8 protein-coding genes are annotated in these 15,976 nt (G+C 53.8%); all 8 read left to right on the top strand.

The genetic code is table 11. The annotated features are described in order from the left end of the window. Window positions 1-129: 129 nt before the first annotated feature. The 8 genes from B4G94_RS24100 (at window position 130) to B4G94_RS24065 (ending at window position 15,643) form a co-directional block, all read left to right on the top strand. Window positions 130-2,724, top strand: a complete 2,595-nt coding sequence (locus B4G94_RS24100) for a glycosyl hydrolase 115 family protein (protein ID WP_286862557.1) — start codon at window positions 130-132, stop codon at window positions 2,722-2,724. Window positions 2,725-2,799: 75 nt separating this feature from the next. Then, complete coding sequence (locus B4G94_RS24095; RefSeq protein WP_286862555.1) at window positions 2,800-4,299, top strand: MFS transporter; 1,500 nt, start codon at window positions 2,800-2,802, stop codon at window positions 4,297-4,299. Window positions 4,300-4,416: 117 nt separating this feature from the next. Further along, window positions 4,417-5,550, top strand: a complete 1,134-nt coding sequence (locus B4G94_RS24090) for an endo-1,4-beta-xylanase (protein WP_286862554.1) — start codon at window positions 4,417-4,419, stop codon at window positions 5,548-5,550. A 27-nt stretch (window positions 5,551-5,577) separates the two neighbouring features. Next, entirely contained in the window at window positions 5,578-6,543 is a 966-nt protein-coding gene (locus tag B4G94_RS24085; RefSeq protein WP_286862552.1) for a glycoside hydrolase family 43 protein, read from the top strand. Beyond that, window positions 6,543-8,585, top strand: coding sequence for an alpha-glucuronidase (locus B4G94_RS24080; protein WP_286862551.1), 2,043 nt, complete (start codon window positions 6,543-6,545; stop codon window positions 8,583-8,585). Before B4G94_RS24085 ends, B4G94_RS24080 begins: the two co-directional genes overlap by 1 nt. A 180-nt stretch (window positions 8,586-8,765) precedes the next feature. After that, window positions 8,766-10,505 carry a glycoside hydrolase family 43 protein gene (locus tag B4G94_RS24075; RefSeq protein WP_286862550.1) on the top strand — a complete coding sequence of 580 codons (1,740 nt, stop codon included), beginning with the start codon at window positions 8,766-8,768 and terminating at the stop codon, window positions 10,503-10,505. A gap of 78 nt (window positions 10,506-10,583) precedes the next feature. Beyond that, complete coding sequence (locus B4G94_RS24070; protein WP_286862549.1) at window positions 10,584-13,670, top strand: SusC/RagA family TonB-linked outer membrane protein; 3,087 nt, start codon at window positions 10,584-10,586, stop codon at window positions 13,668-13,670. An 11-nt stretch (window positions 13,671-13,681) separates the two neighbouring features. Beyond that, window positions 13,682-15,643, top strand: coding sequence for a RagB/SusD family nutrient uptake outer membrane protein (locus B4G94_RS24065; RefSeq protein ID WP_286862547.1), 1,962 nt, complete (start codon window positions 13,682-13,684; stop codon window positions 15,641-15,643). The last annotated feature ends 333 nt before the right edge of the window (window positions 15,644-15,976 follow it).

Here is a 15,976-nt window from a genome sequence, read left to right as displayed (position 1 = left end):
GGACTACTAATTTTAGATTTTCCAGAATAGGGGAATGTACTGCAACCCAGGGATCCGCCTTGTGCAGGGATAGGTTGCTGTCTGTGCTGCCCAGGAAAGGGAAAAATACCAATTGTAAATAAGGTCATCATGTTATTATTGAATAAAATGAAGTTATCCGCTACACGGATCTGTACCGGTCTTTTGACTGGGTACCGCTACGGCAAGGCATTGTTGGCAGCGACGGTGCTGCTTTGCTGTGCAGGCAATACCCGGGCTATGTCACATAATGCAGCGGATACGGTAACGACAGGCTTGGTGGTCCGGGATGCCCAGCCGGGTTATCTGCCGCTGGTCAGGGATGGCCTGCCGTTGCCCATGCTCGTCGATCCCCAGGACCATAAGGGGGTACATCGGGCCTTCGATAATCTGAAAAAAGACTTTTTGCGCGTCACGGGCCATAATCCCGGTCAGCAGCAACAGAGCCGCTCCAAAATAATTATCGGCACCTATGGCAAATCGGCGCTGATCGACAGCCTTGTCCGTAAAGGCCTTCTGAACAGCAAAGAGCTGGCTGGAAAGCGGGAAAAGTTTGTGATGACAGTGGTCAGGCAGCCCCTGGACGGGGTTGAATCGGCCCTGGTCATCGCCGGCAGCGACAAGCGCGGCACCATCTACGGCATTTACGAACTGTCGGCTCAGATTGGCGTGTCGCCCTGGTATTACTGGGCGGATGTACCGGTCCGAAAAGCGGCACAGTTGTATATCAAGCCCGGAGTCTATACACAGGGGGAGCCAAAGGTCAGGTACCGCGGTATTTTCCTGAACGATGAGGCTCCGGCACTAAGTGGTTGGTCTAAAGCTACATTCGGTGGGTTTAACGCGGATTTCTATGAAAAGGTGTTCGAACTGCTGCTACGGCTCAAAGCCAATTACCTTTGGCCGGCCATGTGGGGGAGCGCCTTTTACGATGATGATCCCCGCAATGGAACGCTGGCAGATGAGATGGGTATCGTGATGGGAACCTCGCACCACGAACCGATGGCAAGGGCTCAGGCCGAATGGAAACGCTACGGAAATGGTGGCAGCTGGGATTATACCAAAAATAAAGCGGGCCTGCAGGAGTTCTGGCGCGGCGGTATGCAACGCGCGCGGGGCTGGGAGTCCATCATTACCATCGCCATGCGCGGCGACGGGGATGAGCCCATGAGCGAAGAGCAGAATGTTGGACTGCTCGAGCAGATCGTCAGGGACCAGCGCCGCCTGATCGGCAAGGCAACGGGCCGGCCGGCTGCTGAAACACCGCAGCTATGGGCCCTTTACAAAGAAGTGCAGGACTATTATGACAAAGGAATGCGCGTACCGGACGATGTGACGCTGCTGCTCTGTGACGACAACTGGGGCAATGTCCGCAAGTTACCCGAACGGGATGCTAAGCCACGCCCAGGCGGTTATGGTATGTATTACCACTTTGATTACGTAGGCGGCCCCCGCAATTCCAAATGGATCAATGTATCGCAGATACAGCGTGTCTGGGAGCAGATGAACCTGACGTACCGGCACGGCGTGGACCGCATCTGGATCGTCAACGTCGGCGATCTCAAGCCGATGGAATTTCCTATCTCATTTTTTCTGGACATGGCATGGGATCCTGATCGCTTTGACGCCGGCAACCTGATGGCCTATACCGAGCAGTGGTGCCGGCAGCAGTTTGGCGAGGCTTATGCGGCCGAAGCCGCCGGACTGATCAATCGCTATAGCAAATACAACCATCGGGTCACACCCGAACTGCTGAACGAAAAGACATTTAGTCTGACACATTATAGCGAGTTTGACAGCGTCGTCAACGACTATAAAACGCTGGCAATGGAAGCCTCGCGCCTTTATTACCTGCTACCGGATTCCCTGAAGGATGCATTTGACCAGCTTGTGGTATTTCCGATCAATGCCTGCGCCAACCTGTATGAAATGTACCATGCCAAAGCCATGAACGAGTACTGCTATGTAAGAAATGACCGCAAGGCAAATGACTGGGCCGACAAGGTAAAAGCCTGCTTCCGCCGAGATTCATTGTTCAGCGACCACTACAACCATAAGATTGCCGGCGGCAAATGGCAACACATGATGGACCAGGTGCGTATCGGCTACAGCAGCTGGAACGAGCCACCACGGGCGGTCATGCCCACAGTACGCTATCTGCCGGAACCCGCTACCGCCTCTGTACCAAGGGTATTTGTCGAGGCGGATGGCTATATCGCCATGGAAGCGGCAAGCTATGCAGCATCAAGCAGCGCTCCGGGCGTCATATGGACGGAGATCCCTGATCTCGGAAAGACCGTATCGGCTATGACAACGCTGCCGGTCACGGCCAACTTGGGGGGCAATACGGCCTTGGAATACAGGATACGCGTGAAAGAAAAGCGCGAAGCAAAAGTCATCGCATTGCTGTCGCCCACGCTGAATTTCAATGGAAACCGCGGGCTGCGCTATGCCATCTCAATAGACGGTGGCCCCGAAACGCTGGTCAACTTTAACGGCCACTACAAGGGGGAACTGGGGCAGTGGCAGGCGCGCCGCATCATTGAAAGTGTTTCGACCCACAGCCTGCTTCCGGGGGAGCATTCGCTTAAAATCCGCTTCCTGGATCAGGGCATTGTCCTGCAGCGCATCCTTATCGACCTGGGCGGGCTCAAGCCTTCCTACCTGGGACCGCGGGAGAGTGCGGCGCAAAGTCCCGAGAACTAGGGACAGATAGGGATAAACAGCACAGGCAGCGCAAATGCCTGTTAAAAATGAATGATTATATACATGACTTAAGATATGAATGCAAAAACACAAAAGGTTGGTTTCTGGGAAAAGGTAGGTTACAGCATGGGAGACGGCTCAGCCAACCTTGTCTTCCAGATGATGATGATGTTTCAGCTGTTTTTTTATACCGATGTATTCGGCATAAAAGCGACCACAGCTGGATTTATACTGCTGTTTGCAAGAGTCTTCGATGCCTTTGTGGACCCACTGGCGGGTATTCTCGCCGACCGCACGCATACCCGCTGGGGCAAGTACCGCCCCTGGGTGCTCTGGACTGCGCTGCCTTTTGCGGTGTTTTTTGTCCTTTCTTTTACAACACCTGACTTGGAGGAACGTGGAAAAATATGGTATGCGGGCATTACCTACACGCTGCTGATGTCGATCTATTCGTTCAACAATACGCCGTATGCCTCGCTTGGTGGCGTGATGACCAGCGATATCAAGGAGCGTACGAGCATATCGTCCATACGTTTTGTGACGGCGACCATCGCGACCTTTGTGGTCCAGGGACTCACCCTGCCTCTGGTGGCCAAGCTCGGTGATGGCGACGTGGCCAGTGGCTGGATGTATACCATCATGATCTACGCAGCAGTGGCCTTTGTCCTGCTGCTGCTGGCCTTTTTGTCGGCACGCGAACGCATCACCCCGCCAGCGGGACAGACAAGTTCGGTCCGTCAGGACTTTCGCGATATCTTCTCCTGCCGCCCCTGGAAAGCGATGTTTGTGCTGACTTTATTCCTGTTCATCACCCTGGCGCTCTGGGGAAGCAGCATGTCTTACTTCTTCAATTATTATGTGGATAAGGAAGCGCTGTTTGCCTTTATGGCACAGGTTGGTCTGGCCAGGGATGCGGCTGCTGAAACGGGGTTTGGACACCGCATATTGGATGCCTTCGGGTTGATTGTCTATAGTCCCGGACAGGTATTTGCTGTAGGCTTTAGCTTTTTCAATATGGCGGGCCAGCTGGTCACGCTGCTGGGCGTGATCTTCTTGTCCCGCTGGCTGTCGGGTATCTTCGGGAAACGCAATGTCTTTATCGTCTGCCTGGCATTGACCGCCATTTTTACGGCTATGCTCTTTCTGGTGCCGGCTGATGCTATCGGCAGCCTGTTTGTGATCAATATCCTGAAAAGCCTGGCCTATGCACCGACCATTCCACTGCTCTGGGCGATGATGGGGGACGTGGCGGATTTCTCGGAGTGGAAAAACCACCGCCGAGCAACGGGATTCGTGTTTGCCGGAATTGTCTTTGCGCTAAAAGCCGGACTGGGTATTGGCGGGGCGCTCTGCGGCTCGTTTATCGACGCATTCGGCTTTGTGGCAAACACGGTTCAGAATGAACAGGCGATACTGGGCATCCGGCTGAGTGCCAGCGTGATTCCCGCGATGACCTTTCTGGTCGGGGTGGTGGCCCTGCTGTTTTATCCGATTACCAAGCAGGTGAATGAAGATTTACAGGCGGAGCTTCATCTGCGGCGCACATCAGCCAGCAAAAGCCCTGAACAATCTTAAAAAATAGCTGGGCTCTGCGCTCAGACAAACATTTGAAATGAACTGAATTGAATAACAGGGTGAACGTTTCATGAATACACATGAAGGCGGACACCTGATCAAATAACTAATTTACGTATGAATACAACAAAAAAGCTGGCGATGCTGATCGCGGGATGTATGCTGTTGTCGGGTCCGGGCCTGTTGGCACAGCAGGCCGCGCAGCGTGGTACGCTAAAAGCTGCTTTTGCTGACAAGTTTGACATCGGCACAGCGCTCAGCCTCAAACAGATTTATGAGCGGGACAAGATGGTTATGCCACTGATCGAAAGTCAGTTTAACGCGCTTACCGCCGAAAATTGCATGAAGGCCATGTACCTGCAGCCCCGTGAGGGCGAGTTTAACTTCAAGGATGCCGACCGCTTTGTGGAATATGGCGAAAAGCATGGCATGCGCCTGATCGGCCATACGCTGATCTGGCATTCGCAGGCACCGGCCTGGTTTTTTAAAGGCGAAGACGGCCGGGACGTATCCCGCGAGGTGCTGATCGAACGCATGCGCAAGCATATCCATACCGTTGTGTCCCGCTACAAGGGACGGATCAAGGGCTGGGATGTGGTCAACGAAGCCATTCTCGACAACGGTGAATGGCGCAGGAGCAAGTTTTATGACATCATCGGCGAGGACTTTGTGCGGCTGGCCTTCCAGTTTGCCCACGAAGCAGACCCTCAGGCACAGCTCTATTACAACGATTACTCCATGTTCCTGGAAGGAAAGCGCAAAGGCGTGGTCAGTATGGTTCGCCAGCTGCAGCAGCAAGGGGTCAAGGTCGATGGCATCGGCATGCAGGGCCATCTGAATATCGATTATCCCATGGTGTCCGACTTTGAAGATAGCCTTCTGGCTTTTGCCGCCCTTGGTGTGAAGGTCATGATTACTGAAATGGATATCTCGGTGCTTCCCTCGCCGCGACAGACCATGGGAGCCGAGGTCAGCACCCATTTCAAATACGATAAACAGCTGAACCCATACGCCAAGGGACTACCCGCGGATAAGGAACAGCAGCTAGCGCATCGCTACAAGGATTTCTTTACGCTGTTTCTCAAACATCGTGACAAAATCGACCGCGTCACGGTCTGGGGTGTCACAGATGGCGACTCCTGGAAAAACAACTGGCCGGTGCCCGGACGTACGGATTATCCCTTGCTGTTTGACCGCAACTATCAGCCCAAGTCTTTTGTGCAGGACTTGATAAACATGGCCACCAAATAAATATAAATGAACTGAACAGATATAAACATGAAAAAGCAAGCACGTTACTTATTTCCTAAAGACTATATGGCTGATCCGTCAGCGCATGTATTTGAGGGTAAAATCTATATTTATCCGTCCCACGACCGTGAAAGTGGGATCGCCGAAAACGATAATGGCGACCATTTTGACATGCAGGATTACCATGCCTTTTCACTGAGCTCGGTAGATGCCGAGGCGACCGACCACGGGTGTATCCTGTCCGTGGGCGACATCCCTTGGGCGGGAAGGCAGCTCTGGGATTCGGATGTGGCCCATAAGGACGGGAAGTACTACCTCTACTACTCGCTAAAGGACAAGAATGATGTTTTCCGCCTTGGCGTGGCCGTCGGTGATCGGCCGGAGGGGCCGTTTGTACCTTGCCCGGATCCCATACGCGGCAGCTACAGCATCGATCCCTGTGCTTTTGAGGACAATGGACAGCACTATCTGTATTTTGGTGGCATCTGGGGTGGGCAGCTGCAGTATTACCGCAACAACAAGCTGACTATGCCCGGGCAGCTACCGGAGGTAGGGCAACCGGCGCTATGTCCCAAGGTTGTGCGTCTGTCGGACGATATGCTGCAGTTCGCCGAGGAGCCTCGGGACCTGCTGATCCTCGATGAAAGGGGCCAGCCCCTGTTGCAGGGGGATATCGACCGCCGTTTTTTTGAGGCTTCGTGGATGCACTGCTATCAGGGTAAATATTATTTTTCTTATTCCACGGGCGACAGCCACCTGCTGTGCTACGCGATAGGGGACAACCCTTATGGTCCCTTTACCTATCAGGGTGTTATTCTGACGCCGGTAGTGGGCTGGACCACTCACCACAGTATCCTCGAGTTTGAGGGGCGTTGGTATCTGTTTCATCACGATTCGGTGCCTTCGGACGGGCGGACATGGCTGCGTAGCATGAAAGTGGTGGAGATCGACTACGACGCGGATGGTCGTATCCTAACTGTGGAGGGCAGCTGATGGGGAATGTCATCTGGTATATCGTATGTCTACTGGGGGTTCTCTGCCATCAACTGTGTCAGGCCGAGGACGGCAGCCAGCTTTGGTTGTGCTATGCTAGGGTAACCGCCAATGAGGCTGCACTCCGCAAGATCCATTGCCCGTACCACGATGCGGTGGCCAGTACGGCAGCGGCGGAGCTGCAGAATTACTGGCGCCAGGGAGATGTGGATCTGCAGCTGAACAAAAAGTGGCCAAAGCGCCAGCCGGACGGGTACCGGATCCGCTCGCTGGGCAGCAAAACGGTGATCAGTGCGGGCAGCAGCACTGGGCTCCTGTACGGGGCTTTTCACCTGCTGCGGCTACAGCAGCAGGGCGCGGCGCTGCAGGGACTCGACATCAGCGAAAAGCCCAGCTATGCACTACGGATGCTCAACCACTGGGATAATCTGGATGGCACGGTCGAGCGTGGCTATGCAGGGCATTCGCTCTGGAAATGGGAAGAGCTCCCCGGTGTAATTTCACCGCGGTACCGCGAGTATGCACGGGCAAATGCCTCGATCGGGATCAACGCCGTTGTGCTCAACAATGTCAATGCATCGCCGCTGATCTTGCGCGGCGACTACCTGCAGAAGGTAAAGATATTGGCCGATATTTTCCGGCCCTACGGGATCCGTGTGTTTCTGTCCATTAATTTTTCCGCTCCCGCACTGCTGGGAAATCTGCCGGATTCGGATCCGCTCCGTCCGGCGGTGGCAGGCTGGTGGAAGGACAAGGCCGATGAGATCTACCGGCTGATACCGGACTTTGGCGGCTTTCTGGTCAAAGCCAATTCGGAGGGGCAGCCCGGACCGCAGGATTATGGCCGTACGCATGCCGATGGAGCCAATATGCTAGCCGCAGCACTCAGACCGCACCGGGGGCTCGTTTTATGGCGGACGTTTGTATACAACCCCTCGGCGGAAGACCGGGCCAAACAGGCATATCAGGAGTTTGTACCCCTGGATGGCCAGTTTGACGACAATGTGATCCTTCAGATCAAAAATGGCCCCATCGATTTCCAGCCGCGTGAACCGTTTAACCCGCTGTTCGGTGCGATGCCTAGAACCAGTCAGATGGTCGAATTCCAGATTACACAGGAATACCTGGGCTTCTCCAACCACTTGGTCTACTTGGCGCCCCTGTTTAAGGAAACGCTGGATGCCCAGACTTATTCCCGCCCCGAGGCAGGCACGGTAGCGGGGATAACGCAGCGGGGGCCGCATCCGATATCGGCCATTGCGGGTGTGGCCAATATAGGGGAGGACCGCAACTGGTGCGGCCATCACTTTGCCCAGGCCAACTGGTACGCCTTTGGAAGGCTAGCCTGGAATACCGACCTGTCCAGCGATAGCCTGGCGCGGGAGTGGCTCTCGATGACCTTCTCACCGGATCCGACCCTAGTCAATCCGCTGTCGGAGCTGATGGTGAAATCCCGAGAGGCTGTGGTCAACTATATGATGCCGCTGGGCTTGCACCATATTTTTGCTTTTGAGCATCATTATGGGCCGCAACCCTGGGGCGATATTCCTGGCGGAAGGCCGGACTGGATGCCTTGGTACTATCATAACGCAGATTCGCTGGGTATCGGATTTGACCGTACGGCCACAGGGAGCAATGCCGTGGCACAATACCGCAGCCCGCTCAGGGAGCAGTTTGGCCAGATCGGCAGCTGCCCCGACCAATACCTGCTCTGGTTTCACCATGTGCCCTGGAACCATCGCATGAAAAACGGCCGCTCCCTATGGGACAACCTCTGCTATACCTATCAGCTGGGCGTTGATCAGGTGCGGAATTTTCAGCGGGAATGGGATAGCCTGGAAGGGAAAATGGATGCACAGCGCTTCAAAGAGGTGCAGTCCAAACTAAAAATTCAGGCACGGGACGCAGTATGGTGGCGTGATGCCTGCCTGCTGTATTTTCAAACCTTCTCCAAGATGCCGATTCCGGCTGCACTGGAACGCCCCGTGCATGAACTGGACGAACTGAAAAAAATCAGGCTGGACCTCAAGCATCATAATTAGCTGGCCCCGGGCGCATTTTTTTTTACCGAGAGACCGTCCAGAATGCCGTAAAAGGGCAATGGAGAAAGAAGAAAGGATGTGGTAACAAATTGAAATGTTTTTGTTACAAATTTTAATTGTTGCCTATACACTTAAAACTATGTTTGTAGGCAAATAAACCAAATTATAAATAAACCAATCATGTTAAAGCGGAAGGGGAAAACGATGCTGGGCATGTCTGTAGTGATATTGGCTACATTAACAGCATTCAGTACACAAGAGCATAAACGCAAATTGCAGGGAGATCGCCTCTCTGAACCTGTATTTTCGGATTTTGTCTATAAAGGCGAAGATGCAGTTTACAAAGAAAATCCATTAAAACCGGGGCAGTTCTATTCGCCCATTCTACAGGGATGTTATCCCGATCCGAGCATTACACGCAAAGGTAATGACTATTACCTGGTGAATTCCTCCTTTTCGATGTTTCCGGGGGTGCCTATTTTCCACTCTGTGGATCTGGTCAACTGGACCCAGCTGGGGCATGTCTTGGACCGTGAATCGCAGCTGAAAGTGCAGACGGCAGGCATCAGTGCGGGAATATATGCCCCAGATATCGTGTACAACCGGCACAACGACACGTTTTACATGATCACGACACAGATCGCCTCGGGCATCGGGAATATGGTCGTCAAGACCAAAGACCCCAAAGCGGGAAGCTGGTCCGACCCGGTCAAGCTGGATTTTGACGGCATTGATCCGGCCCTGTTTTTTGATGATGACGGCAAAGCTTATGTCGTGCATAACGATGCGCCGGAAAAAGGCAAACAACGCTATGAGGGCCACCGCGTGATTAAACTCTGGGCATATGATACCGAAAAGGATCAGGTCATCCAAGGAAGTGACCGGATCCTCGTGGACGGTGGTGTGCATCCGGATGAAAATCCCATTTGGATTGAAGGACCGCATATTTACAAAAAGGATGGCAGGTACTACCTGATGTGTGCCGAGGGCGGCACGGGCAGTGATCACAGTGAAGTGATCTTCTCGAGTGACCATGTCGCCGGACCTTACAGCCCGGCACCCAAAAATCCGATACTCTCCCAGCGCCATCTGGACAAAAATAGGCCCAACCCAGTAGAATGGGCAGGACATGCGGATCTGGTCGAAGGACCGCATGGATCCTGGTATGGCGTATTTTTGGGCGTCAGACCCAACGAAGTGAAACGGGTCAACACGGGGCGCGAAACCTTTATTCTACCGGTCGACTGGTCGGATGAATGGCCGATCTTTGAAGGGGGGATGGAAGCGCTCAAACCGAGCGTGCGGATGCCTGCGGGCGCCAACAACAGGAGCAATGCCCCGGGCTATTTTCCCAATGGCAATTTTACGTTCACCGATCCGCTGACCACCGCAGCGCTAGATCACCGCTGGGTCGCCCTGCGTGGTGCCCGCGAGAAATTTTTGCAGGCCACGGACAAGGGCATCGTCTTCAGATCGTATGCCGTGGATATCAGTGAGCAAAAACCAATTTCGGCCTTATTTTATCGGCAACAGCACAAAAATTTTGAGAGTAGCGTATCATTGGACTACATGCCGGCCTCGGCTTCGGACCTGGCGGGCATCACCTGTCTGCAAAGTGAAAAGTACCATTATGTGCTCGGCGTCACCAAGCTCGATAACGAGGACCATATCGTCCTTGCCAAAAACGAAAACGGCAGCATCCGGATCCTGGCCAAAGAGAAAATCAATCTAAACGCGAAGGTGCAGCTGAAGGTACAAGCCGCCGGCGACGCCTATCAGTTTGCCTATGCCGTTGGGAAGGGGCCATTCCGGAAAATCGGCACTACTGTGTCAGGCGACATTCTGTCGACGGACGTGGCCGGTGGATTCACGGGCGCGCTGATCGGCCTGTACAGCACGACAGCGAACAGGATCCAATAGACAGCTGAATGCGTAAAGACTATTGAAATGACGATTATAAACACAACTGAAAACAAAATTTTCTTAAATCCCTAAGTTATGAGAATAATGAAGTTTACGATTCCCGTGCAACGACAACGATGGCTACAGTATGGAATACTGTCTTTGCTCTTTTTGCTGGCAGCGCTGCAGCTGGCTTTTGCACAGGATAAACTGATCAATGGGCTGGTCTCAGACCAGCAGAAACAGCCCATTGAGGGGGTGACCGTATCCGTCAAGGGCGGCACCAAGAGTACGACAACAGACAGTAAGGGCACATTTGCCATTGAGGCCGGCAACGGCGCTGTGCTGGTCTTAACCAATGTCGGCTACAAAACAGCCGAAGTGCCGGTAGGCGCCAATAACCGCGTGCAGGTGACGCTGCAATCCGATGATATTGCCATGGAAGAGGTGGTGGTCATTGGTTATGGTACGCAGCGCAAAGAAGCCGTGACGGGTTCGGTGGCCTCGGTGAGCGGTTCGACGATGAACGAAGTGCCAGCAGCCAACATCAGCCGCGCCCTACAGGGCCGTATTGCGGGGGTCAATATGCAGCAGAATTCGTCCAAGCCGGGCTCTCCGATGCAGATCCGGATCCGCGGTACACGCTCCCTGACCGCCGACAACAATCCGCTGATCGTGCTCGACGGAATTCCGTTTGCAGGTTCCATCTCAGATATCAACCCCGCGGACATCAAGAGTGTGGATGTGCTCAAAGATGCTTCGGCAACGGCAATCTACGGTTCGCGTGGTGCCAACGGCGTGATCCTCGTGACCACTAACAAGGGACGGATGGGGCAGCAAGCGCAGCTGGCGTACAACGGTTTTACCGGATTGCGTACAGTATTTGCCAAATATCCAATGATGTCGGGGCCGGAGTTTGCCGAAATGCGCCGCTATGTGGGACAGTTCCAGAATACTCTCGATGAGTCGGACGACACCAATACGGACTGGCAGGACCTCTTCTACAAAAATGGAATGGTCAATAGCCACGATATCAGTGTCAACGGCGGGGCAGAAAAAGGAAATTACAACTTCGGTGCCGGTTACTTCCGCGATGAAGGCGTGATTCCCCTGCAGAACTATACCCGCTACAATCTCCGTGCTGCACTGGACCAGCAGGTGGGCAAAATATTTAAATTTGGCTTCAACCTCAACCAGAACTATAGCATTACCAATGGCAACAACCTAGGCCTGTATGGTGTGTTGAGCGCTTCGCCGATAGCCAATCCCTTTAATACGGATGGCACACTAAAATCCCGTATCCAGCAGCAGACATCGGGTCAGCAGTGGGTGCATACCCGCGAGTCCTATGAGGCGCTGGGGGACAGCTATATCAACCAGCAGCGCGTGTTCGGTTCGTACAACAACATGTACGGGGAGATACGGATTCCCGGCGTGGGGGGGCTGACCTACCGCACCAACCTTGGTCTCAATTTCCGTCAGAACAATGATGGCAGCTATACCGGACAAGGCGTATTCAGCGGTACCCCCGACAATGTGTCCACAGCTTCGGTCGCAAACGGCAGAACGGTACAGTGGGTGATGGAAAACCTGCTGACCTACGATCGTACTTTTGCGCAGAAGCATAACCTCAACTTGGTGGCGCTTTATTCAGCCGAGCAGAACACTACCAACAGTACGCTGATATCGGCCCGCGATATTCCGATCGATGCATTCCAGTTTTATAATATCGGCCGCGCACAGGGGGAGATTATTGTCAACCCGGACCAGCAGGGCTATGCCAAGAGCAGCCTGATGTCTTTTATGGGGCGCGCCATGTATACCTTTGACAACCGCTACATGCTAACGATGACCATGCGCCGCGACGGCTCCTCGCGATTGGCACCGGGGCATAAATGGCACGCCTATCCGGCGATTTCGGCAGGATGGAACATCCACAACGAGAAGTTCATGTCCGCCCTGCCGTGGATAAACCAGCTCAAGCTGCGCCTCGGCTATGGTCAGACGTCCAATCAGGCAGTTGATCCGTACAAGACCTTGGGGCTGCTGAGTACAAGACCATATAATTTCGATACGCAGTTCCTGACAGGCTACTATATGTCCGAACTGCCCAATCCTTCGCTGGGCTGGGAGTTTTCCAAGACCTATAACTACGGTCTGGACTTCGGTCTCTTCAACAACAGGGTCAGCGGTACCATGGAATACTATGTGCAGAATACCGACAATATATTGCTGCGCGTGGGACTGCCACCTACTAATGGCGGCGGCAGCTACATGGCCAATATCGGAAAGACGCAGAACAAAGGCTTTGAAGTCTCCCTAAACGGTGCGGTGATCGACAATGAAAACGGCTGGAAATGGGATGTGGGGGTTAACCTGTATGCCAACCGCAATAAGCTCGTCGAACTGACCTCCGGAAGCCAGCGCGATGAAGGCAACCAATGGTTTGTCGGCCATCCGATCGACGTGATCTTTGACTACAAGAAAATCGGGTTGTGGCAGGCTGACGATCCGTATAGGGATATCCTCGAGCCAGGTGGCAATGCGGGGATGATCAAAGTGGAGTATACCGGTGAATACGACGAAAATGGCGTGCCTACACGGGCGATCGGTGCTGCGGACCGACAGATCATCAATATCCAGCCCAATTTTCTGGGTGGTTTCAATACGCGTCTGGCCTACAAAAATGTCGACCTGAATGTGGTGGGTACCTTCCAGATTGGGGGCACGCTGATCAGTTCGCTCTACGGAAGTACCGGTTACCTTAACCAGCTGAATACCCGCGCGGGCAACAATGTGAGCGTCGATTATTGGCGTGAAGATCGTACGGACGCCAAATATCCGAAACCGGGGGGCATACAGAGCGGTGACAACCCTAAATACGGCAGTACGCTGGGTTATTTCGATGCGTCCTATCTGAAGGTGCGTACGATCACGATGGGATACAACTTTAAACAAAAGTGGGTGGAACGTATGGGCATCGGCCGTCTGCGCCTCTATGCAACGGTGGAAAATCCATTCGTCCTATTCTCGCCCTACCACAAGGAATCAGGCGGTGATCCGGAACCCAATTCCTATGGCGACGAGAATGTCGCCGTGGGTGGCCTGAGACGGATATTGGTGGTCGGTACAAATACACCGGCAATGAGAAGTTATATTCTGGGGCTCAATCTTTCATTTTAAAACATTCAGGCATGAAAACTTTCAATTCAAAACTTATCATAGGGCTCTGCGTTGGTTCACTGATGCTCGGCATGAACAGCTGCTCCAAATTTTTAGATGAACAGCCCAGAGGAATCTTTACGCCGGGGGATTTTAAGACACCAAACGGTATCAACAACAGTATTGTGGGACTCTATGCCCACCTGCGCAACATCTATGGACAGGCTTATTATTACAATGCCTGCCTGACGGGGACCGATGAAGTGACCTATGCGCAGAGCGCGGACGAAAACTTTCAGGTGATGGACCTTACAGGTCTCAGTACGATGACGGCTGTAAATAGCAGGGCGGATGTGGCATGGCAGGCCGCCCTGCCCAACATCAACATGGCCTCGGGCATCATCGAGAATGCGCCGGCAGTAGGCACTTCGCCCGCGATCATCGCCGAAGCACACTTTTTCCGCGCATTTGATTATTTCCTGCTGCTGCAGACTTTCGGGGGTGTGCCGCTCGACCTGGGTGGGGGCGAACTCAAGTACAGCACGTCCGTGGAACGTAAGTCCAAACGCAATACCGTGGCCGAGGTGTATACCCAGGCAGTTTTTCCCGACCTGATCAAGGCCATTAGCGATCTGCCCGATGCACCGCGCTTAAAGGGAGCCGTCAGCAAAACGGTCGCCCGTTTATATCTAGCAAAGGCCTATCTGACCTACGCCTGGTGGTTGGAAAATCCGAAAAATATACCGACTTATCCGGAGACTGCACGGACGGATCCCGACGGTAAGACCAGCGCCTGGTATTTTCAGCAGGCTTACGACATGGCCGTGGCTGCTATTGAAAACCCAGGACCGTATGGCCTGCAGCCCACCTTTTACGATGTAAACGTCGGGACCAATGACCGCAACAACGAGATTCTGCTCTTTGCTGACCATACCGAAGACAGCGAACTGTACAACGGCGGCAGCCTGAGCTATGGCAGTGGTGGTGCACCCGACAACTTTGCGGGCTGGATGATGACCTGGAATTACACGTCGATCACGAGTTCCAAAACAACGGCCTGGAATACCGCCGATCTAGTGAACTCGGTACAGCGGGAGGCCGCACAGGCACTGGGACGCCCATGGACACGGATGGCACCGACGATTAATGTGGTGACCGAGACTTTTGCCGACAAAACCAACGACTCGCGCTACGACGGCACCTTTACCACGGTGTACCGCGGTAACTGGAACAAGGCAAATATCAGCAACCCTTCGCTGTTCAACGCCAATAACATGCCCGTCAAACCGGGAGAGGCCATCCTGACTTTTTTGAATGAGGAGCCACAGACGCCGATCAACTATGACAACAAAACCTACAAGAGCAGTATCGGTGCGGGTGTAGTCCCCGGCCGGGCCGACTACGTGATCTCTCCGGAGGGCATCAGTCGACGTGTCTATCCTGGACTGTGGAAACTGGGCCCTTACCGCACCGACAATGGCAATGGTCTGGGACAACCTAATGCGGGCAGTACGCGGCCGTTCAATATTGCCAAGTTTTCCGAGCTGTACTTTATCGCTGCCGAGGCGGCAGTGAAGGGTGCGACGGCCAAAGCCGGCAAGAGCGCACGCGACCTGGTCAACGTGATCCGCGGCCGCGCGGGGGTATGGCGCTGGGACAACAACGGCAACACGGCCAAGCAAGCCAACCACCGTGCCGAAATGCTGGCTGCGACGCCGGCTCAGATCACGCTCAATTACATCTTGGCCGAACGTTCGCGTGAGTATTATGGTGAGGGCTACCGCTGGTATGACCTCGTGCGTACACAGACTTGGTCCGACATCGCTAAAACCTATCGTATTGCCGGTTCGAATGTAGGTGACCACACGCCAGCAACCTTCACCCGGTCGATACAACCCTTCCACTACCTGCGGCCTATCCCGCAGGGACAGCTGGATGCCATGGATATGTCGGCAGCCGAAAAAGCAGCTTACCAGAATCCGGGATATAACTAATAGGACTGCAGGACATGCCATCTGTACAGGATGAGCAGTCCTGCACCGCTATTTGTGGAATTTGCAATCTATGAAGATGAAAAAAAGAAAAGCTTGTGCTCTTACCCTGACCTTAGCTCTGCTCCTCTACGCTGCATTAGCGTCCGCAGCAGTGCGGTTGCCTGCGCTGATAGCGGACCGCATGGTGCTGCAGCGTGATACCGAACTGAAAATCTGGGGCTGGGCCGTCAACGGTGAAAAAATAACGGTACGTTTTCGTGGCCAAAGCTACCAGACCGAGGCGGATGCGGCCGGTAACTGGGCCATCAGGTTGCCGGCACAAAAAGCCGGAGG

The organism is Sphingobacterium sp. UBA7625 (assembly GCF_002484085.1).
In the GTDB taxonomy this organism is placed as follows: Bacteria; Bacteroidota; Bacteroidia; order Sphingobacteriales; family Sphingobacteriaceae; genus Sphingobacterium; species Sphingobacterium athyrii.
This window is presented reverse-complemented; position numbering and strand designations above follow the sequence as displayed.

Bases quoted from the DNA above. Each gene is read 5' to 3' on its own strand.
- B4G94_RS24095 (WP_286862555.1), top strand. From the start codon at position 2,800: ATGAATGCAAAAACACAAAAGGTTGGTTTCTGGGAAAAGGTAGGTTAC.
- B4G94_RS24075 (WP_286862550.1), top strand. From the start codon at position 8,766: ATGTTAAAGCGGAAGGGGAAAACGATGCTGGGCATGTCTGTAGTGATA.
- B4G94_RS24090 (WP_286862554.1), top strand. From the start codon at position 4,417: ATGAATACAACAAAAAAGCTGGCGATGCTGATCGCGGGATGTATGCTG.
- B4G94_RS24065 (WP_286862547.1), top strand. From the start codon at position 13,682: ATGAAAACTTTCAATTCAAAACTTATCATAGGGCTCTGCGTTGGTTCA.
- B4G94_RS24100 (WP_286862557.1), top strand. From the start codon at position 130: ATGTTATTATTGAATAAAATGAAGTTATCCGCTACACGGATCTGTACC.
- B4G94_RS24080 (WP_286862551.1), top strand. From the start codon at position 6,543: ATGGGGAATGTCATCTGGTATATCGTATGTCTACTGGGGGTTCTCTGC.
- B4G94_RS24070 (WP_286862549.1), top strand. From the start codon at position 10,584: ATGAGAATAATGAAGTTTACGATTCCCGTGCAACGACAACGATGGCTA.
- B4G94_RS24085 (WP_286862552.1), top strand. From the start codon at position 5,578: ATGAAAAAGCAAGCACGTTACTTATTTCCTAAAGACTATATGGCTGAT.